This is a genomic window from Chryseobacterium sp. Leaf405, from assembly GCF_001425355.1.
GTDB lineage: Bacteria > Bacteroidota > Bacteroidia > Flavobacteriales > Weeksellaceae > Chryseobacterium.
On sequence record NZ_LMQN01000018.1, the window covers coordinates 54,394 to 76,007 of the forward strand.

Here is a 21,614-nt window from a genome sequence, read left to right on the forward strand (position 1 = left end):
GACATAGATTTTAATTTAACTCAATATGTTATGATTGGTTTTTATGATTGGTGTGGAACTTTTATTTTTCTGCTGAAACTTCACTTTCCGGAGCTCCCAGATAACTTGGTTTTAATCCACCTGTATTGATTAATATTTTCTCCAAAACAATTCCCGGTTCCAAAACCCTGAAACGTAATGTATGTTTTCCTGGTTGTGAAATCTGATGTTTCGTATTAGATTTGATGATGTGTTCAGATTGCCATCTTCCCAATTCACCTTTGTAATGACCGTTGAAATTAACAATCTCCGGCGTTTGTCCATCAAAAGAAATTTCATAACGAAGTCCTTTATTATGATTGAAATTTAAAGTCGGAGCTAATAATAACTGAACTTCAAACTCACCTTTTGATTCAAAATTAATATCATATTCCAAATAGATATTTTCATCAGATTTCGGATAGGCATTTTGAGGAAAAGTCGTCACACCGGATTTGGTTTTCCCTAAATCAGGAATCACTTCCCAATGGATTCGGTCTGAATTATTCATTCTGGCGAAATTCTCAGCTTCAATGGAAACGTACCCGTTTTTCTCCTGAAATACTTTATTTTTGGACGCATTATCATCATAAACGTAAGTCACTTCCGGCATAATATTTTGTTTTCCGTCCGCCCAGGTTTTATAACCAATTTTCATTTGATCCATCATATGTTGCCACTTTCCGCCCGCAATCACATTGTTGTATTGATTGTCCAGATAGGCGTTTCTGTCAAAATATTCTTTCACTTTATCCGCGTAATAATTAGCTTTTAAGTCATATTTGGACGCCAATTCCCTGTTTTTGGCAACGGCATAATACATTTCATACAAATTACTGCACGCATCAATCGGATACAAAACCAGTTGATAATAGGCATCCTGATATTCTGCCGGAATCTGCTCTTTCAATCGCAAAGCTTCCAAAGCCAACGCTCTGTAATCATTTAAAACAGTTTCAAATTCATTATAATTTTCAAGGCTGAATGTTTTGCTGTCCAATGTTTCCGGTGTTACACGGCGATTATATTTGGCATAAAGATTAATCATTTCGGCAATTTCCTTTGCGTATTTCTCGCCAAACTGCTGGGCTGACCATTTTTCAGTATATTCCAAAAGGTTTTTAGAATTAAATTGTTTCGGATTCCAAGCCATTTCCAGGAAAAAGCTGATAGGGAATTCCATCGGTTTTAAGTCGCCAACATTCACAACCCAAACCTTATCAACTTTGTGTTCGTAAGAAAGATTCATCTGCTCCCAAACTCTTTGAATCGGACTGATGTTTATCCACTTAGAATTTCTCGGTCCGCCCACATAATCAAAATGGTAATACATTCCGTAACCGCCCTTGTGCAAAGGTTTTGAAAGGTCCGGAAGTTTTCTTACATTACCCCAATTGTCGTCACAAAACAGTAAAATTACATCATCCGGAACCCGCATTCCTTTGTCGTAATAATCCTGAACTTCTTTGTACAAAGCCCAAACCTGTGGTGTTTTATCAGCTCTTCTTCCTGTGACATCAGCAATGATTTTCCGCTGGTCATTCACCACTTTTTCGAGAAGGGAAATGTTCGTTCCCTCTCCCATTGCTTCGTCGCCGTCGCCACGCATTCCAACTGTTACGAGTTTTTCCCAGTTTTTGCTTCTCTCCAATCCTGATTTCCAGAATTCTTTCAAAACTTTCTCATTTTTAGAATAATCCCACACATTCGGCAGGTTATTTTTCTTGATGTATCGGTGCCAATCGGTCTGCGCCAAAGCCATCGGTTCGTGGTGAGAAGTTCCCATCACAATTCCCATTTCATTCGCCAAAGGTCCGCTTAAAGGATCGTCGTCATAGAAGGCTTTTCCCCACATCGCAGGCCAAATGTAATTGCCTTTCATTCTTAAAATCAACTCAAAAACTTTCTCGTAAAATTTAGCATTGATTCCGCCAAAATTTGCTCTTGCCCAACTTCCCAATGAAGGTTCCTCATCATTCAGGAAAATCCCACGGTACTCCACAGCCGGTTCTCCATCGGTATACATTCCCTTTTTAAAGTATAAATTTTCCTTCGCTAAAATTGGAACATCTGCCCAATAATACCAAGGCGAAACGCCAATTTGCTGAGACATTTCGTAAATCCCGTAAATCGTTCCTCGCTTGTCGCTTCCCGCAATTACAATCGCTTCAGAAATACCTGGAAACGGATTGCTGACATTCTGAATGATATATTTTTCATTCTTTCCTGTTAAAGATTTTCCGTCGATTTTCTTTTGTTTGATTAAATCATCAATCACTGATTTTGTTCCGACAGTTCCGATGATAATCAAAGGCGAATTCATTCCTGAAATCTGATTTAAAATCGTCGGCTGAGTTCCCGTAACTTTCTGAAAATCGGATTGTAGATTTTTAACAGCTCTCAAAATTCCATTATCGATTCCGAAATTGGTAAAAATGGAGAGATTGACTGATTTTTCTTTTAAAACAATGTTCTCTGATTTTTTTTCTGTGCTGATGAACGGTTCTGTCGCATCGATCTGCAAGCAACATCCGAAAAATGTGACGAGAAAAAATATTTTTATTCGATTCATAATCTTTTATTTTTATTAATAATGAAATCTTAAAGGTTTAGACTGTTAATTAATTCCTTAAGACAAAACCTCCATTCGGCTGAATTTCTACGTTGAAATCACCCTTTTCATTTACTTTCAATTCTTTTTCAGAAGAATTTCCCTGCACATCATCATTGATGAATTTCACCGTTTTTCCCATCAACATCGGAAGATTGATTTTCAGTTTTTTAAGCGTTTTTTCTGCATTGATTCCCGCAACATACCATTGATTCTGATGTCTTCGCGCAATCACAGAATATTTCCCGGGATAACCATCGATGAAAACCGTTTCGTCCCAGAGCGTCGGGATTTCTTTCATAAAATCAAGCTGAAGTTTTGGTACATCTGTTAGGTTATTCGGCATCACGGCAAACATCTGCACTGGATTTTGAAACAGAACCACTGTTGCCAGCTGGAAACCGTCTGTAGTGTGTCTCTTATTTTTGTCTTTGTTGGATTTTGTTAAATATTTATTGAGGAAAGTCCCACCAAATTCCATACTTCCCACCGTGTTTCTGATGAAAGGATGCAACGTTGCAAAAAATGCTTCCTGCTTGCGCACATCTTCCGAAAAGTAAAGCATTTCTGACGCTAAAACCGCTTCGCTTCCTGCATAATTCGGGTACATTACTTCCCAACCTCTCGGCAAAGTTGCACCGTGGAAAATGATGAACAAGCCGAAATCATTGGCATCCGACAAAATATCTTCATACAATCGCATCGTTTCCTGTTTATCACCACCGAAGAAATCGACTTTCAGGCCTTTGACACCGACCCCTTTCAGCCATCTCATTTCTTTTTTTCGTTCAATTGCCGAACTCATTTTATTTCTTGGTCCCATCGGGGCATCGTTGGCAGAACCGTTGGAATTGTACCATAATAACACACCAACATTCTTAGATTTTGCATATTGAATGAGGTCTTTCATTCTTTCTTTTCCGATATTTTTGTCCCAAAGCGCATCTATCAGAATGTATTCATAACCAAGTTTTGATGCTAAATCGATAAAAAGACTTTGGTCTTCATAATTCATACTGTTGTCCTGCCAGAGAATCCAGCTCCATGTAGATTTTCCGAAACTGTATTTTTGAGAAGGTTCATACATTGGTTCTACAACGTCAAAAGGAATCGTAGTTTCAACAATTGGTTTCAGAGAATCACCAATTGTGATGGTTCGCCAAGGTGTTTTTCCCGGAAGCGAAATAGATGCTCCCGTACTTCCGAAACCATTGTTTTCTGCCATATTCGGATAAGCGACTTTGTATAGATTTTTTTCTGAAGTCGTATCCAGATGAGAGGCGCAGTACAAACTGTTCACACCCGTTTCAGATAGTAAAATCCAACCATCATTTCCAACGTGAAATAAACCCGGAAAAACATAACCATAATCGGCTTTTGTTCCCAATTCTGCATCAGCTTTGTAACCGCTTTCGTAACTTGGTGCAGTTCGGGCAAAACCTGTCATAGGTTTCATCATCGGGGAAAGGAAAGTCGTGGTATGAGAAGGAAATCTGTAACCCGTAATTTCTGACTGAACAACAGCACTCAGACGGTCTTTCATTGGTTTAATCTCATATCTAAAAGCCAGATTATTATTGCTAACCTGAAATTCAATTCCAATATTGAAGTTATCTACATTAGTAAAATTGACTGTCAAAGTATTAGCTGTATAATTGACTTGCGATTTTTTGATTTTTTCGTTTGTATAATTTTTGGAAATTTTGTCTTTTTCGCTTTCAATGAATTTCAAATTCTTAGAAAAATCAGATTCATTGGTAATCAAACCTAACGGAGATTTATCCAGCATTGATTTTCCCTGAAAAGTTACAGAATACAACGCATTTCCATTTTCAGAATAAACATTCAGTTTCAGTTTTCCATCAGGACTTGAAATTTCTGCAACCTGCGCCGAAAAAGTATTGAGCGAAAGAATGCTCAGGATGAATGATAGTTTTAAAATAGATTTGGTCATAATTAATGAGTTTCAAGAAAAGTCCAAGAATCGAAAAACATAATATCTTTTTCTGCTTTTCCGTTAAACACAAAATATACATCATGAACGCCGGTAATTTTTTCCTTTACATCGGTTTTCACGGTTTCCCAACGATCATCTCCCCCGGTCACCGGAACTTTTATCGTCGCAATTACTTTTCCGTTGAGGCCGTCTAAACGAACGTCCATCGTCACTTCACTGTTATGCGTCGTTCCCACTCTCGCAGAAAAATTAGTTGCCCCCTTTTTACCGAAATCAACATTTTTCACACTTGTGTAAGCACCATTTTTTTTAGCTTTTATGAAAACGCCTGCCTCTTTATTCTGATAAGATTTCACATTTTCCGACCACGCAATCATTTCTGCCTGATTGAAAGCGTATGGATTGACCGTCGCAATGGCTTTGGTAATTCCATTCGTCATTTTGAAAGGCGAAATAGAACCGTCTTTGTTAAATTCCATTTCCTGAACGCTCACTGAACGGGTAAATCCGCTTCCGCCGGGCAAAGCTCCGTTGTGGTAGAAAAAGTAAGTTTTTCCTTTAAAATCAATAACTCCGGGATGGTTGGTAAATGATTTTCCTTCGGTTGGCATTACGATTCCGCCATATTTCCACGGACCTTGCGGACTTTTGCTGGTAGAATATCCGATAAATTCAGGAAGCGGACCGCCCGGCCAGAAAAGGTAATACAGATTTTTTCGCTTGTAAAGCCAAGGTCCTTCTTCATATTTTGTCGGTCTTTCAGGGTTTTCTTTTCCGTCTCTTTTTCCGAAAGATTCTGTAGTCATCGGAACTTCAACAATATCGCCGGAATAGGAAATCATATCCTGATTCAGCTTGACATATTTCAGTTTCGGATTTCCCCAGTACATATGCGCCTGTCCGTCATCATCCACAAAAACTGTTGGGTCAATATCACCCCATTCACTTTGCACTAAAGGTTTCCCAAGCGGATCGTGAAAAGGACCAAACGGACTGTCGCCCACGGCAACGCCAATCGCCCCTTTGTTGTTGGTTTTGCTAATCATCGGAACATACATAAAAAATTTACCGTCTCTTTCGATACACTGCGCCGCCCACGCATCACGCTTGGCCCAATCGAAATCTTTATAGGAAAGAATCGTTCCGTGGTCTGTCCAATTCACCATATCGTTGGTGGAATAAACTTTCCAGTCATTCATCGTAAACCATGTGGAATCATCTTCATCGTGCGTGGTGTAAACGTACAGCTTACCGTTATAGACCATCGGCGCCGGATCAGCGGTATAATTGGTCTGAATAATGGGGTTTTGGGAAAACAATATTCCCGAACATCCTATTATACAGATATTTATTATTGATTTTATTAATTTGTTCATATTAATTTATTTTTTCTGAAAACTCCAATGGTCGAAATTGAAAAGCTTTATTACTACCGTGATATTTTTACCTTTAAATAAAAAGGGGTTTGCAACATTTCCATCCATTGACACAATTAGGAAACCGTTATTTTCATTAGAAATAATATTCCTGTGATTCCTGAATTTTGCCGGGCAGAAGCAATTCTACTGGTGAAAAACACAGTAAAATAAAAATTTTGATTTGGTGGATTTTCAGGTTTACATTATTCTGATTTTAATAAATCGTTTACTTCCTGATTTACAGGTTTAAAAATCATTTGGGAAAAGATGTATAAATCATTTTTCCAAACTTTGAAATCGTGTCCTCCGGGTTCTATGTAAAAAATATGAGGAATTTTATTTGCTGTCAAATAATCGCTGGTTCTTTTGCTGAAAGACATCAAACCGTCCTGGTCGCCACACGAGATAAAGAGCAGTTTCAGTTCTTTTGCTTTTTGAGGATTGGGAAGCAATTGTTGAGGCTCTTTTGTATTTGGTGCCGAAGAAAAAGCGCCAACCCAAGCAAATTTATCGATATTTCCCAATCCAAAATTCAGGGTTTGTCCGCCTCCCATTGAGAGTCCCGCAATTGCGCGATTTTCTCTGTCTTTCTTAACAGGATATTTTTTTTCGATAAATGGAATCAGGTCGTTCAACAAATCTTTTTCAAACGTTGCAAAAGCTTCTACTTTGTCTTTTGCCATAATATTTCCAGTTGCTCGGTCGTCTTTCATCGCTCTTCCGTTGGGCAAAACGACAATCATTGGCGTGAGTTTTCCCTGTGCATACAGATTGTCTAAAATAATTTGAGGCGTTCCGTTTTTGTACCATTCTTTTTCGTCTCCACCAATGCCGTGAAGAAGATATAAAACGGGATACTTATTACTTTTTTTATATCCAGGCGGCGTGTAAATTAATGCTTTTCTTGTGGTTCCAACAGTTTTTGATTCATATTGAACGGAATCGATTTTTCCATGTGGAATATCTTTTTTCTCAACATCGAAACCTTGCGGTGCCTGTCTGTCTGCATTTTGAGCGGAAACAAACAGTCCCGACATCAAAAAAACGAAAGTCAATATTAGTGAATTTCTCATATTTTTTTATTTGTAATTTTTACACTTATTAATTTAGACAAAAAAATAATCCCGATAAGATTTTTTATGATGAGGAATAACGAGCAAAAAAAGCGGGAGTGGAAGACGGATAAGCTACCCAAAAAATTAACTCTTCTTTTATTATTCTGAACTTTTATTCACTCTGAAAAAATCAACATCTACAAAACCGCCAAGATTTTTGGTCGCATAATTGAAAATCGCAAACTTAGATCCCATAAAAAATCGCCTGTAATCAAAAATCATTTTGTAATCTTTCGCCATTTCCGTCCAGTTTTTTTGATCGGTACTGTATGAGAAATCTGCCAAATCTTTTCCGAGGTTAAAATCTGCATCAATTTTGAAATAAACTTTGTCTGAATTTAATAAAATTATCTTCTTTTCTTCTTTTTTGACGCCTGTAACCGCCTTTGTTTTATTATCTAAACTGACTTCATTGGTTGAAAATACGACAAACTTTTTATTACCTTCCCTCACCACCGACAGAATCCCGGAATCACCGTTAAATACACTGAAACCTGCTACATCACCGTCTTTCATCCCCTTGACATCCAGAGCAACAATACCTGTGGATTTCGGCCCTTCCATTCTTTGGGTCAAAGTATTTGGAGCGAGGTAAAGATTATCGACTATTCTACTGGTTTTCAGTCGTAAAAATCCTTTTCGGTCAGACAAAGACCACGCTTCGTTGACCGGATTATGATTCCACTGCCACTGGATTTTCATTTTTTTGTCAGAAAATTCGTCGTTTTCCACCAGATGATTTTTCGGTTTGAACGTCGGAAGCGGAACTTCTCCTGTCAAGGGAACTTTTCCGTTGTCACCCAAAACCGGCCAGTCATTTTCCCATTTCACGGGAATCAAAATCGGAACACGTCCTACTCCATTTCTGTCCTGAAAAATCAGGGAATACCAATTGTCGTTTTTATCGTCGATCAAAGCACCTTGTCCGGCGTACGAAAATCCAAGAAATTTGTCTTCCAGAATGACTTTTTTCTCGAATGGTCCAGTCACTTTATCGGCTCTGTACACTTCTTGACGACGCTTTCCACCTCTCGGCCAGGAAATCATCATCATATAATATTTTCCGTCTTTCTTAATGATTTGATTGCCTTCCAACAATCCGGTTTCTGAAGTATCTTTCTGAAAAACTTCCGTTCCATCCTGATCTCCTATAATGGTTTTAAAATCCGGACTCAACTCAAAAACTTTGTTGGAAGTGAATACGTAAACTCTGTCGTCATCATCGAAAAGCAAAGACGCATCGTGAAAATGTCTGGTTCTGGTCAGCAGTTTCCAATTTCCTTTTTCAGGATTGTCGGAAACATAAAAATAAGATTTAAAAGGCTCATCATTAGGAGAAAATAAAACATAATATTTTCCTTTGTGAAAACGGATAGACGACGCCCATTGTCCGCGTCCGTAAACGCTTCCATTAAGCAAATCGTATTTAGAATTATCACTTAGTCTGTCAAAAACGTAACTTGACATTTCCCAATTGACCAAATCTTTGGAATGCATCACCGGAGCACCCGGCATCAGATGCATCGTGGTACTTATCATATAAAAATCGTCACCGTTTCTTGTGATTGACAAATCTGGTGCATCCGCCCAAATAATCGGATTTTTAAATTCCGTCGTCTGCTGTTTTCTAACAGTATTTACCTGAGCTGAAAAGAGATTCAGCCCGATACATCCGAAAAGGGAAACTATATAGAATGGTTTATTAATTTTCACGGTTTGGTATTTTGGTTTGGTTTTAAGTTTTAATTTGGCACAATATCATTCGAAGACGTGCTGTATAAACCTATTAAACTTCCTGTGAAACCACCTGCAACATCCGTTGAAAGAATATCACCTGAAACCGGTCCACCCAAATTTTTGAAATTTTTACCATCCAAAGAATAATTAAAACTGATATTATCTTTCTCGCCAACAGCCTGGAATTTAACAGTCTTTGACAGTGAAATTTTCTCACTCGCAATCAGTTTTGAACTTCCTTTTTCGGTTCTTTCCAACACAATATAAAAGTCTTTGTCTTTCTTCGTAATTCCGAAAACATAGTTGAATCTTTCGCTTTGGTAGCAAGTGATTCCGGCTAATTCTTTTTCAGATTTCGGTTTGTAATCTAAGGTTACGGAAGTTTCAAAATCTTCGTGCTGTAATCTGTGGAATAATGAAGAAACCGGAGCCAACGCTTTGATATTCGTTTCCATAGGATTTACTTTCACACCATTTTTCGTAACAGTGATGAAGTTTTCACGAGGTCCACGCATGGCAATCCAACGGAAATCAAGATTCTTATCAGTCAGTTTATCGTTGTAGGTAAAGTTTCCGTTCGGGAAAAACCCGTGTTGTCCGTTTTGATTTTTCACCCCTTCCGGCATTTTCAATTTCGGCTTCATCGGAACCAAACCATTTTGAAAAACAGGATACGTTCCGCTCCAGTCAACAGGAAGAATAAAAGTTTCGCGACCTTTGTTCACACGATTGTTGACATTCGGACGAATCGCCAAAAACACGCCGTACCACTGTCCGTTCGGACCTTCCACCAAATCTGCGTGACCCGCCCAGTCTACTTTTTCTTTTCTGTCTTTCGGGAAATATCTTTGTGTAAGAATTGGGTTATTTTTAGCCGGAACAAATGGTCCTTTCGGAGAATCTGCCATAAAAATAACTTCGCTGTGGTTGCCTCCTGTACCACCTTCTGCACACATCAAATAATATTTTCCTTTGAATTTGTATAAGTGCGGACCTTCAATCCAAATTGGTCTTTGAGAAAGATCAACACCTCCGTTGACGATAATTTTATCTGAACCTGCTACAACCTGGTCTTTTTCTAAATCGTAATCCCACATTTTAATGACGCGGTGACCATTGTACTCCTCTGTTCCTTTTGGTGGGGCGTCATTGTGAACGATGTAGGCTTTTCCATCGTCATCGAAGAAAATGGCAGGGTCAATTCCGTCGAAATTCAGTTTCTGAACTTCGCTCCAGCCTTTTGCAGGATCCTTAGTTTTCACGACCATATTTCCAACTCCGCCTGCAATCTGCGTGGTGATCATATAAAATGTGTCGTTGAACTTATTGTATTTAATGTCCGGTGCATAAATTCCCTGAGAAACTCCACCTTTTTCTATTTTCAACTGAGAAGGTCTGTCGAGAACGTGACCAACCTGCTTCCAATTGACCAAATCTTTAGACGTAAAAATCGGAACCCCGGGAAACATTGAAAATGAAGAATTAACTAAATAATAATCATTCCCTTTTTTGGTAATACTTGGGTCTGGATAGCAGCCTTGCAAAATCGGAGAATAGAATTCGTCTGATTTTAAAGGATTGTCGCTGTATATTTTGTCGTTTCCACGGTAGTTGAAATCCGAGAAAGTCTGTGCTGACATACTGCTCACAGACAGAAAAGCAACTGCTGCAAGAATGTTATGTTTTAAATAAATCGAATGCATTAGTTTCTGTTTCATTATTATATTTTTAATTGTTGTTTTATTTGAGGTATTTATTTCCGTCAGAATAAGATGAATGAATTTAATTATCGTTTCTTCGATACTAATTCAATTTTTTGTGAATTGCAAAACAAAAAAATTAAAAGACCTTAACTAAAAAAATAGCTAAGGTCTTAACTATATGAAGAAAATTAACTAAAATTACACTCCACTGAATGCACTGAAACCGCCGTCAACAGGCAGTAATGCTCCAGTGATAAAACTTGCGGCATCTGAACAGAGAAACTGTACGGCTCCATTCAATTCTTGCACTTCACCAAATCTCTGCATTGGTGTTTTGGCGATTACTTTTTTGCTTCTGTCGGTTAAAGAGCCGTCAGGATTTATTAAAATTGCACGGTTTTGATCACCAATGAAAAATCCTGGTGCCACTGCATTGACACGAATTTTATCTCCATATTTCAATGCCAAATCTGAAGCCAGCCATTGGGTAAAATTGGTAATTGCAGATTTTGCAGCAGAATATCCCGCCACTCTTGTGATTGCAGAATAAGCCGCCATCGAAGAAATATTAACAATACTTCCGCTTCCCTGCTCTGCCATTACTTTTCCGAAAACATAGCTTGGATAAACTGTTCCGTTGATGTTGAGATTGGTTACCTCATCCCATCCATCTATATTCATATTAAAAAAAGACTGCTCGGGAGATAAAGTCGCGGTAGGAATATTGCCTCCTGCGATATTCAGCAAAATATCTATTCTGCCATATTTTTCAATAATTTTCTTTGAAGCAGCTTCAAGGTTTTCGATATTTAAAACATTAGCTTCAACAGCCAAAGCATCACCACCTAAATCTGTTAATTCTTTAACACGAGAATCCAAAGTTTCCTGATTTCTACCGAGCGCCACAACTTTAGCTCCAGCTTCAATAAAACTTTTAGCCAAGCTTCCTCCCAAAACTCCTGAAGCACCTGTAATAATTGCAACTTTATCTTTTATGCTAAACATTTCTTTCATTTTTACTTTAAAATTTATTACAAATATGCCTCTAATTATTTTTTTGCAATTCTGATTGCACTGTTGCCATTACACCATCGATTTGTCCTAACGCCAACATTCTTCCCAAGAAAGAATACCCAGGATTGTAGCCTTTATCAACATCTTCTGTCAGCAATCTTCCGTGGTCGATTCGCATTGGTAAATCCGGATTTTCTTTTTCAAATACTCGGATAACGTCAATTAATTTTCCTCTTCCACCCAAATGGTGCGCCTCAATAAAATCGCCGTTTTCAAAAACGTTGGTGCTTCTGAGGTGAACAAATTTTGTTCTGTGGGCATATTTTTGAGCTAATTTTGGAACATCGTTCTGAAGATTGGCACTTAACGAACCTGCGCAGAATGTTAATCCGTTGTGTGGATTATCGACAGCGTTCAGGAACCAGTCGATATCGTCTTCATTGGTCACGATTCTTGGCAAACCAAGCAAAGCAAACGGTGGGTCGTCTGGATGAACACACATTTGGATGTTCCATTCTTCACAGACAGGCATTATCTTTTCGAGGAAATATTTTAAATTTTCTCGAAGTTGATTCTTGTCAATCCCATTATATAAAGCCAACAAATTATTAAACTTTTCAATCGGATTTAAATCTCCTTCTTTGATATTTCCATTAACAAATCCCTGTGTTTTTACAATAACTGAATCTATCAAATCGTTGTTATCTGCTTCTGTCAGAGTATTTTTTAATTCCTGTACTTTTTGGAGAATTTCGGGATTATAATCGTTTTCTGCTCCATTTCTTTTCAGAATATGAATTTCAAAATAGGCAAATTTGGCTTTATCAAAATATAAAGATGATGAGCCGTCTTCCCATTCGTGAAAAAGGTCTGTTCTGGCCCAATCGAGAACTGGCATAAAGTTGTAGCAAACCGTGGTAATACCTGATTTTCCCAGATTTTCGAGACTTTTGATATAGTTTTCTATCAGTTGGTCTCTGTCTTTGCCTCCGTATTTGATAGACTCGCTCACGGCAAGGCTTTCAACTACAGACCAACGAAGCCCGTGACTTTCTATATAGTTTTTATAATCATTAACAGCCTCTAAACTCCAGATTTCTCCGTTAGGAATATCGTGCAGTGCAGAAACAATCCCTTCTACTCCAATTTGCCGAAGAGTTTGTAATTTAATTTTATCATTTTTTCCAAACCAACGCCAGGTTTTTTCCATAATTGTCTTTAATTTTTATTTATTAAACAAAGCAGGTGTATCTGAACACCTACTTTGTTGTTAATATGAATGTAGAATAAAATTAATTAATATCCAGGATTCTGGTATTTTGCTTTCTCTTCAGCAGATGCTCCACTCATCGCATCTATCTGTCCTTGTGGAATTGGTCTCAGGTAGTGGAATAGCTGAATATTACGTGTCACTGTCTGTGGCGTATGGTTTCCATAAGCGGTACCTCCAATTTTGTAAGTAGCAGCATATTCTCCCCATTTCTGCGTACGTACCAAATCATACCATCTGTAAAATTCACCATAGTATTCACGGGATCTTTCTGCAAGGATATAGTCAATCGTAATATTTGAAGGAGTTGCTGCGATCATGGCTGAGCTATTATCAGCAATATAAGTAGTATTTTGAGCATTATTAAACTTCCATTTTCCTGCTCTTGCACGGATGACATTAATCAGATCTCTTGCACTCATTGCTCCTGATGCTCCTTTTACTGCTGCTTCTGCCGCTATAAAATAGAACTCAGAGAATTTTGCCACGTTGAAAGGTCTTGTCAAACCTGCATTTGGATAGCCTAATCCATTTGGATCATCCGTACGGTAGGTTCCGATTTTCCATAGTCCAGGATAAACAATTCTGCTTATTCCGTTTGGTGCAACTACCCAGTCTGCTCTTCCAGGCAATACTCCTGCACCAACACCGTTTTGTCCTGCATCTGAAGGATAAGTCGGGGTTTGGGAGTCATCATTAAGAAAGCTTAAAACAGCTCCTCCCGGCTGCACAGGTAAACTATTGGCGTTATACAGAACAGGATTAGTAATGCCTGCTTTGTCCCAATTACCCCTGTAGGTAGCTACGAAAGTTCCATCATATCTTGAGTCTGTTGTTTTATCAGCAAATGTATTCTGAATAACACCGATTGTAGGGCACATACGAGCCCATGGACGTCCCAGCGACTGTGTTGCAGCACGCTGTACAGAACTTACAGCCGCCCAGCTTGTTGCAGAACTGCTGCTTTTCAGGTTTGTATAATTCCATGTCTGCATCCAGGCAGCAAAATTATCAGGAGCCCATCCAGAACCGAAACCAACAGGATCTGATTCGTTATAAAATACGCTGGACTGAGTATGATCTGCATATAACATACATTCGTTATTTCTGTCGTTTGAACCCACATTTACATCATAGAATGTAGGTTGTAAAGAATATGGACCAGGAGTACTAATTCCCTGCATAGCTACATCATAAGCCTGTTGAAAATACCATTGTGCATTATGACCATCCGGATCAGTTCTAGGAGTTTCCGGATAAGTTGGAATACCGTTAGGATTCTGCAGCCACCATCCATAAGAAAGATAAGCTTTAGCTAAAAACAGTCTTGCTACATTCTTAGTTACTCCTCCAGTTACTCTAGGAGAAGCGGGTAAATTATCTACTGCTTTTTTCAAGTCAGGGAAAATTGCTCTTGTATAAACCTCCGGAACAGTATTTCTTTTAGAAGTTGTTACAGCATTGACATTGAGTGCAAGCTCCCCGGCTCCCAAATCCAATGGTACTCCTCCATAAGTCTGAACAAGCATAAAGTAATCAAATGCTCTGAAGAATCTTGCTTCCGAAATTAATGCTTCTGCCACCCCAAATTGTGGACCTCTCTCTACAATTCCATTTGCTGTATTTATATAAGGAAAAACGGATCCCCAAATCATACTGGGTGGAAAAGAGGCCGACGTAACATTACCATTTCCTGAAAAATCCAGTTCCTTGAAGTTTCCATCCGCACTTTGCGCCCAGGTAGATTCGTCGGTACCATTCTGGCAATTACTCATAAAGTAACCATTACCATACAATAAGCGTAAACTTCTATATAAAGATGTAACACCTGCTGTAACCCCATCGGGAGTGTTGAAATAATCAACTGTATAATTTGATCTTGGCTGCTCGTCCAGAATCTCATTACAGCTGGATAAGCAAAGTGATAAGAAGAATGCTCCTATAACTATTTTTTTATTGAACTTGATCATGATTTTGTAATTTAAAAAGATAAATTGATTCCCATTAGATAATTACGCGTAGACGGATTATTAGCTCCTATAATCAGCTGACGGCTGTTATAAGGAAGACTGCTATTTACCGCCTGATTCTGGTTACCGTAAGAATTCGGTTCCGGATCCATTCCGGATTCTTTATGATAAGGAGAGAACAGAACAAGAGGGTTAGTCACTGTGACATAAATTCTAAAACTATTCAACTTCAGATCATTCAAAAATTCTTTACTGACATTATAACCAAGCGTTATTGTTCTTAGTTTAAGATATGATCCATCGAAATAAGCAAGTGTAGAGCCATATTTTGGGTTGTCTCCACTCATCATACCTCCTGGCTTTGGATATCTTACATTGGGATTATCTGCTGTCCAATAATCTACATCTACGTTATTACCTCTTCCTGTCAATCTATTAAGATAACCTGACGAGCCATAAATAGAACTAATTAAAACTCCGCCATGTTGAAATGCACCTACTGTACTCAGCTCAAAGTTTTTATAAGAAAATTTCATATTAAAACCACCTTGCCAGTCTGGAGCTGTATCAATAATTTGTCTGTCGGTTGCATTTATTGCTCTTACAGGAGTACCATCTGCATTGTAACCTCCGGTGTAAAGAACTTTAATCATACCCACGTTACCACCTGGCTCCAATGTATTAAGATATGGATCACCTTGTTGCCACAAACCAATATTTTGATAATCGTATATAGCGTTAATATTATGCCCTACAAACCAATTGTTAATTTCATCACGTGTTGTTCCTGAAGATAAGGCTAAAATCTGATTTCTGTTGGCATACCAGTTTATACCTGCATCCCAGCTAAAACCATCCGGATTATTTATGATACTACCGTTAAGTGAAACTTCCCAGCCTTTATTTTCTATTTGTCCTATGTTATTAGTTACTCTATCAATACCACCTGAAATCGGAAGTCTTGTATCAGCTAAAACTTTCTCAGTTTTGGTTCTATAATATTCTACTGTTCCCGTAATTCTATTATTAAATAAGCCAAAATCAACTCCGAAGTTATTGGTTTTAGAATACTCCCATCCCAAACCAGTATTTGGCGCAGTTAATATATAAACTCCTGTTGTGTTTGAAGATCCAAAATTATAAGGAGTTACCTGCAAAGATCCTAATGTTGTATAGGGAGCAACCGCCTGATTGGAAGTTTGTCCCCATCCGTATCTTAGTTTAAATTGGTTAATAAATTTCATGCTCTGCATGAAAGATTCACTAGCCAGATTCCAACCTAAGGATATAGCAGGATACGTATGCCACTTATTACCAGGAGCTAAAACAGATGCACCATCTGCACGGAGTGTAGCCGTAATCATATACTTATTATCATATGTGTACATGGCACGACCCATATAAGACAAGAGTCCTCTTTGCAGATAAATCTGATCTTCAGGTTTTACAGATATATCGGCCTGTGGTGATTGTCCCAGATTATAATATTGGAAAAAGTCTGCAGGTACATTTTTTGCACTCATGTAAGAGCTGATATACCTATTTCCTTCTGCCGAATATAGAGCAACTGCATTAATTTTATGCTTACCGAAAGTTCTATCGTAAGTCAATAAATTCTCTAAAGTCCAGTGGTAAGTCTGATTATTTCCTTTTCCAGCACTGGAAGGCGCTGCTGCATTTACATTAAATACACCTACCCCTGCATAGTTTCCGCTATTGGAAGTAAGATAATCTAATCCGACATTCAATCTGTATTTCAAACCAGTAATAGGCAAGCTTACTTCTCCGTATATATTATTGTATGAAGAAAAACCTTTGCTTTCATCCACATATTTATCACCCAGATTTTCAAGGGTCTTTCTTACATAAATCCAAGATTGATCAACATTCGACGCAGTACTCATTGTTCTTTTAAAACTACCATCGGAATTATAAGGATTGGCTAAAGGAGAGTAACCTAATGTTGGTGCTCCCGATACGCCGTTTCCTTCAGATACGGTATAGTTTGTATTGGTTGTAAATCCGAATTTAAAACTTTTACCAACCTGCTGATCCAAACCAATTCTTAATGCAAATCTTTCATAATTCTGAATTGGGATTAGAGCATCTTGTTTAAAATAGGATAAACCTACGTTATAATTACCTCCTTCTGTTCCTCCGGAAACTCCCACATCATGGCTCGTAATCATAGCCGGTTTGTAATACAATTTTTGCCAGTCTGTATTGGTACCCAACGTTTCATCTGTTCCTAATCCATAAATATTTCCGGCATCAACTCTAAGTTTTGCCAATTTAGGACCATCCATCATAGGATATCTTGAGAACAATGTCTGAACTCCTGTAAATGAATTATAGCTGAATCTTGGTTTTTGTCCTTTAGATCCTCTATTGGTAGTTACTAAAATAACTCCATTAGCACCTCTTGAACCATAAATGGCTGTTGCAGAAGCATCTTTCAAGATATCTATACTTTTAATGTCATTAGAACTAATATCCCCCAATGATCCTACGAATGGAATACCGTCTAAAACAATCAAGGGATCATTAGTTCCTGTTAAAGATCTCGCTCCTCTGATTCTGATCTGCATGGCAGCGCCCGGTTTTGATGAAGTCTGAGAAATATCTACCCCCGCTGTTCTTCCTTGAAGCGCCTGAGTGATGTTTGCTGAAGGTACTTCACGAAGAACATCCCCTTTTACGGTTGCGACAGATCCCGTTACAGCTTCTTTTCGTTGAGTACCATATCCAATAACAACCACTTCATCTATCTTCTTCTCTTTTGTTACCGTATCTTTTTTAACCTGGGAATAAACCATGGCTGAAGGCAATAAAGCCATCGCAAAAAACAATGCTGCTTTATTACTGCCAAAATAAAATCGGTTCATAATTATTATTTTTTAATATTAGGGTTGAAAATAAAAAAGGCTGTAGATAGTAATTCTTAAAAATCCTTATTGTTTAACAGCCTTCTACTTTTTTTAGATATACATATTCACAATAGCTTCAAACAGTTCCTGCTTTCCGCTTTTTGGTTGAGGTTCGCGAATTTCGTGGGCAATTCTCTGAAGATCTTCCAATGTAAGAGAACCTTCCTCGAAGGCTTTTCCGTTTCCGTTGTCGAAAGAAGCGTAACGGTTGGTTCTTAATTTATTGTAATCAGAATTTTCAAGGATATCTGCGGCGGCTAAAAGTCCTTTAGCAAAAACATCCATTCCTGAAATATGAGAAATAAATAAATCTTCAGCATCAGTAGAATTTCTTCTGATTTTAGCATCGAAGTTCACTCCTCCATTTCCTAAACCGCCAGCCGGAAGAAGTACTAACCAAGCCTGAACCATATCATAATAATCTACCGGGAACTGGTCTGTATCCCAACCATTTTGATAATCTCCTCTGTTGGCATCAATACTTCCTAAAAGTCCTGCATCTACAGCCACCTGAAGTTCGTGCTCGAATGTGTGACCAGCCAAAGTTGCATGATTTACTTCGATATTTAATTTAAAATCTTTATCTAATCCGTAATGTCTCAAGAATCCGATTACTGTTTCAGAATCGTAGTCGTATTGGTGTTTTGTAGGTTCCATTGGTTTTGGCTCAATCAGGAAAGTTCCTGTAAAACCTTGCTGACGCGCATAATCTCTCGATATCGAAAGGAAACGTGCCAAATGGTCTTTTTCACGCTTCATATCTGTGTTTAAAAGGCTCATATAACCTTCTCTTCCACCCCAGAATACGTAGTTTTCGCCTCCAAGAGCAATTGTTGCATCAATAGAATTTTTAACCTGAGTTCCGGCGCAAGCCAACACATCAAAATTAGGGTTGGTAGAAGCTCCGTTCATGTATCTTTCGTGTGTGAAAACATTTGCCGTTCCCCAAAGAAGTTTAATTCCTGTTTCAGCTTGTTTTTGTTTGGCATAGTCTACCACTGTCTGAAGATTTTTCTCGTATTCTTTCCAGTTGTTGGCAGGATCTACCAAATCAATATCGTGAAAACAGTAATAGTTGAAGCCCATTTTAGACATAAATTCAAAACCTGCATCCATTTTGTGCATGGCTCTTGAAACTGCATCATTCCCGATATCCCAAGGATGGTGAATAGTAGGTCCTCCGAATGGATCGCTTCCGTTTGCACAAAGCGTGTGCCACCAAGCCATCGCAAATTTCGTCCAGTCTTTCATTGGTTTTCCCATGATGATTCTTTCTGCATCATAGTAGCGGAATGCCATTGGATTCCTGCTTTCTTTTCCTTCAAACTGAATCTTATCGATACCTGTAAAAAACTCTTTTGTACCCGTTAAAGTGTTCATATATATTTGTTTTAATTTTTATTTACTATTAAAATTAGGTGTAAGAATTACATCCTCACCGATCTAAAAAGGCCAGTAAGCATAATAAAAACTGTATGTTGGTAAGGTTATACTATTTTGTTAAGATGCTGTTTCCATCTTGAATAGGCTTCAAGATATTGTTCTCGTTTTTCTAATTGTGGCTCTATCACTGCAATTCTTTCAAGCGAAGCAAAAGCTTCTTTAGAATTTGCATAGAATCCGATTCCCATTCCCGCAGCTCTGGCTGCTCCCACTGCTCCGTCTGTATCATAAAGCTCAATTACAGCATTGCTTACGCCTGCAAGTGATTTCCTGAAAATTGAACTTAAAAACATATTGGCATTTCCGGCACGAATTACCTGAATATCCATCCCGATGTTTCTCATGATATTCATTCCATATTCGTAAGAAAATACTATTCCTTCCTGCGCTGCACGTAAAATATCGCCTTTTAAATGAATATTGAAATTAATCCCGTGAATAGAACAGTTGGTTTCTTTATTTTCCAGCACTCTTTCTGCACCGTTTCCGAAAGGAATAATGCTCAATCCTTTTGCACCAACCGGTGAAAGCGAAGCCAAATCGTTCATCTCTCCGTAAGATGATAATGAAGTGGCAAAGTTATGTTTTAACCAGGAATTCAGAATTCCTGTTCCGTTAATGCAAAGTAAAACGCCCAGTCTTGTTAATTCTTCAGTGTGATTTACATGAGCAAATGTATTTACTCTTGATAAATCATCATATTCAATCTGATCCAGCACTCCATATACAACCCCTGAGGTTCCCGCCGTGGAGGCAATTTCTCCCGGATTGAAAACATTCAGTGATAATGCATTATTTGGCTGATCTCCGGCACGATAAGAGATTGGCGTTCCTTCTTTCAATCCTAATTCCTGAGCTGCTGTTGCAGAAACCGTTGCCTGAATTCCGAAAGTGGGTATGATTTCCGGGAAAAAGCTTTTTGGAATACCAAAATAATTGATGACATCTTCTGAAATACAATTGTTTTTAAAATCCCAGAAAATTCCTTCCGATAAACCTTCAACCGTCATTCCGATTTCTCCTGAAAGTCTCATGGCAATGTAATCTCCTGGAAGCATTATTTTATCTATCTTATCGAAAATTTCCGGCTCATGTTCCTTTACCCAAGCTAGTTTTGAAGCGGTGAAATTGCCCGGTGAATTTAATAAATGTGATAAACATTTTTCTTCTCCGATTTCCTTAAAAGCTTTCTCACCATATTCTACAGCACGGCTGTCGCACCAGATAATAGAAGGTCTTAAAAGGTTCTGATCTTTATCCACCAATATCAAACCATGCATTTGCCAGGTTATTCCGATACCTTTGATATCTTCAGGATGTATTCCTGACTGAGACATTACCGATTCATGGGCAAGTTTCAAATTCGTCCACCAATCTGAAGGATTTTGCTCAGCCCAACCAGGTTGTTCGGCAATGATTTTCATCTCTTTTTTTGGTGAAAAATCAGAAGCCACTACCTTCCCACTTGATGCCTCTACAAGACAAACTTTCACAGAAGAACTCCCTATATCGTATCCTAATAAATACATAGTATTGAAAATGATTTATTTAATTAATTTTGAATTATTTTTTTTGTAAGCCTTCCCATCAAATTTGTAAAATCTTGCAGCACGATGTGAGACATTTTCTTCAATTTCGTCTAATGGTATGATGAAGCTGAACGAAGAAACTTTTTTATGGAAATTTTTAATATCTATCTTTTTTTCGCTCAATGCACAATACAACTGATACAATTGTCTGATGGTAAATTTTTTAGGTAGCAATTCGAAAACAATTGTAAAATCAATTTCTATCCATCTTCTGATTTCAACAAGAGACTCCTGTATGATGATATTATGATCAAAAGGCAGAGAAGGTATTTTATCAATCGGATACCAATCGGCATTGCTGTATTTTGAACTGTTGATTTTATGATCAATTTTACATAGAGATAGATAAGCAACGGTTATGATCCTGTCGATATTATGTTTGTACTCTTTGCCCATCCATTTAATATCATTCTGATTGCTAGAACGCATTGGGTCGGCATAGCATTTAAATTGTTTCAGGATCATTTTTTTTATTCCTGTAAGCTCATACAGTACTCTGCTGGCAGCATCATTAACATCTTCATTGCTAAAAATCAAGCTGCCAGGCAATTTTCTATGCACTTCTGCAGGCGATTCATCAGAATGACGCTGAACCAACAGTATATTCAACTTATTATCTAAGTCGAACCCAAAAATAACACAGTCTACCGAAACATATGTATGTATAAAATCTGGAGTCATAACCAACGTTAACATTTACGTAACATGACAAATATAAAAATTCAATTGATATAAAAAAATAAAATCACATTATATATTAAATATCAACTGGTTACATAACGATTTTTTATGATAAGAATTGTATTGTTTTTATGATAAGGTTATCATTATTTTAATGAATA

13 protein-coding genes are annotated in these 21,614 nt (G+C 37.9%); all 13 read right to left on the bottom strand.

All coding sequences use genetic code 11. The annotated features are described in order from the left end of the window. Positions 1–61 precede the first annotated feature (61 nt). The 13 genes from ASG22_RS18290 to ASG22_RS18350 all read right to left on the bottom strand — a co-directional run bounded on the left by ASG22_RS18290 (position 62) and on the right by ASG22_RS18350 (position 21,453). On the bottom strand, positions 62–2,590 hold the full coding sequence (locus ASG22_RS18290) for a glycosyl hydrolase 115 family protein (RefSeq protein ID WP_055987757.1): 2,529 nt from the start codon (positions 2,588–2,590) through the stop codon (positions 62–64). 49 nt (positions 2,591–2,639) lie between these two features. After that, positions 2,640–4,583 carry a glycoside hydrolase family 97 protein gene (locus ASG22_RS18295; RefSeq protein ID WP_055987759.1) on the bottom strand — a complete coding sequence of 648 codons (1,944 nt, stop codon included), beginning with the start codon at positions 4,581–4,583 and terminating at the stop codon, positions 2,640–2,642. A 2-nt stretch (positions 4,584–4,585) separates the two neighbouring features. Continuing rightward, positions 4,586–5,962, bottom strand: a complete 1,377-nt coding sequence (locus tag ASG22_RS18300) for a glycoside hydrolase family 43 protein (protein ID WP_055987761.1) — start codon at positions 5,960–5,962, stop codon at positions 4,586–4,588. A 245-nt stretch (positions 5,963–6,207) separates the two neighbouring features. Beyond that, positions 6,208–7,077 (bottom strand): alpha/beta hydrolase, encoded by an 870-nt coding sequence (locus ASG22_RS18305; RefSeq protein ID WP_055987762.1) that lies wholly within the window; start codon positions 7,075–7,077, stop codon positions 6,208–6,210. Positions 7,078–7,218: 141 nt separating this feature from the next. Further along, entirely contained in the window at positions 7,219–8,832 is a 1,614-nt protein-coding gene (locus ASG22_RS18310) for a glycoside hydrolase 43 family protein (protein WP_055987765.1), read from the bottom strand. Between the two features lie 29 nt (positions 8,833–8,861). Beyond that, positions 8,862–10,574 carry a glycoside hydrolase family 43 protein gene (locus ASG22_RS18315; RefSeq protein ID WP_055987767.1) on the bottom strand — a complete coding sequence of 571 codons (1,713 nt, stop codon included), beginning with the start codon at positions 10,572–10,574 and terminating at the stop codon, positions 8,862–8,864. A 183-nt stretch (positions 10,575–10,757) separates the two neighbouring features. Further along, the gene (locus tag ASG22_RS18320) at positions 10,758–11,573 is read right to left on the bottom strand and encodes an SDR family oxidoreductase (protein WP_055987769.1); all 816 of its coding nucleotides are present in this window, start codon (positions 11,571–11,573) and stop codon (positions 10,758–10,760) included. Between the two features lie 31 nt (positions 11,574–11,604). After that, positions 11,605–12,783, bottom strand: a complete 1,179-nt coding sequence (uxuA, locus tag ASG22_RS18325) for a mannonate dehydratase (protein ID WP_055987771.1) — start codon at positions 12,781–12,783, stop codon at positions 11,605–11,607. An 86-nt stretch (positions 12,784–12,869) separates the two neighbouring features. Next, positions 12,870–14,813, bottom strand: coding sequence for a RagB/SusD family nutrient uptake outer membrane protein (locus ASG22_RS18330; protein ID WP_055987772.1), 1,944 nt, complete (start codon positions 14,811–14,813; stop codon positions 12,870–12,872). An 11-nt stretch (positions 14,814–14,824) separates the two neighbouring features. Continuing rightward, the gene (locus ASG22_RS18335; RefSeq protein WP_055987774.1) at positions 14,825–17,698 is read right to left on the bottom strand and encodes a SusC/RagA family TonB-linked outer membrane protein; all 2,874 of its coding nucleotides are present in this window, start codon (positions 17,696–17,698) and stop codon (positions 14,825–14,827) included. A gap of 93 nt (positions 17,699–17,791) precedes the next feature. Next, a complete protein-coding gene (gene xylA / locus ASG22_RS18340) occupies positions 17,792–19,120 on the bottom strand; it encodes a xylose isomerase (protein ID WP_055987776.1) in 1,329 nt (442 codons plus the stop codon). A gap of 107 nt (positions 19,121–19,227) precedes the next feature. Then, complete coding sequence (locus ASG22_RS18345; RefSeq protein ID WP_055987778.1) at positions 19,228–20,712, bottom strand: xylulokinase; 1,485 nt, start codon at positions 20,710–20,712, stop codon at positions 19,228–19,230. A 15-nt stretch (positions 20,713–20,727) separates the two neighbouring features. Next, the gene (locus ASG22_RS18350; RefSeq protein ID WP_055987780.1) at positions 20,728–21,453 is read right to left on the bottom strand and encodes an NUDIX hydrolase; all 726 of its coding nucleotides are present in this window, start codon (positions 21,451–21,453) and stop codon (positions 20,728–20,730) included. Positions 21,454–21,614: the final 161 nt, after the last annotated feature.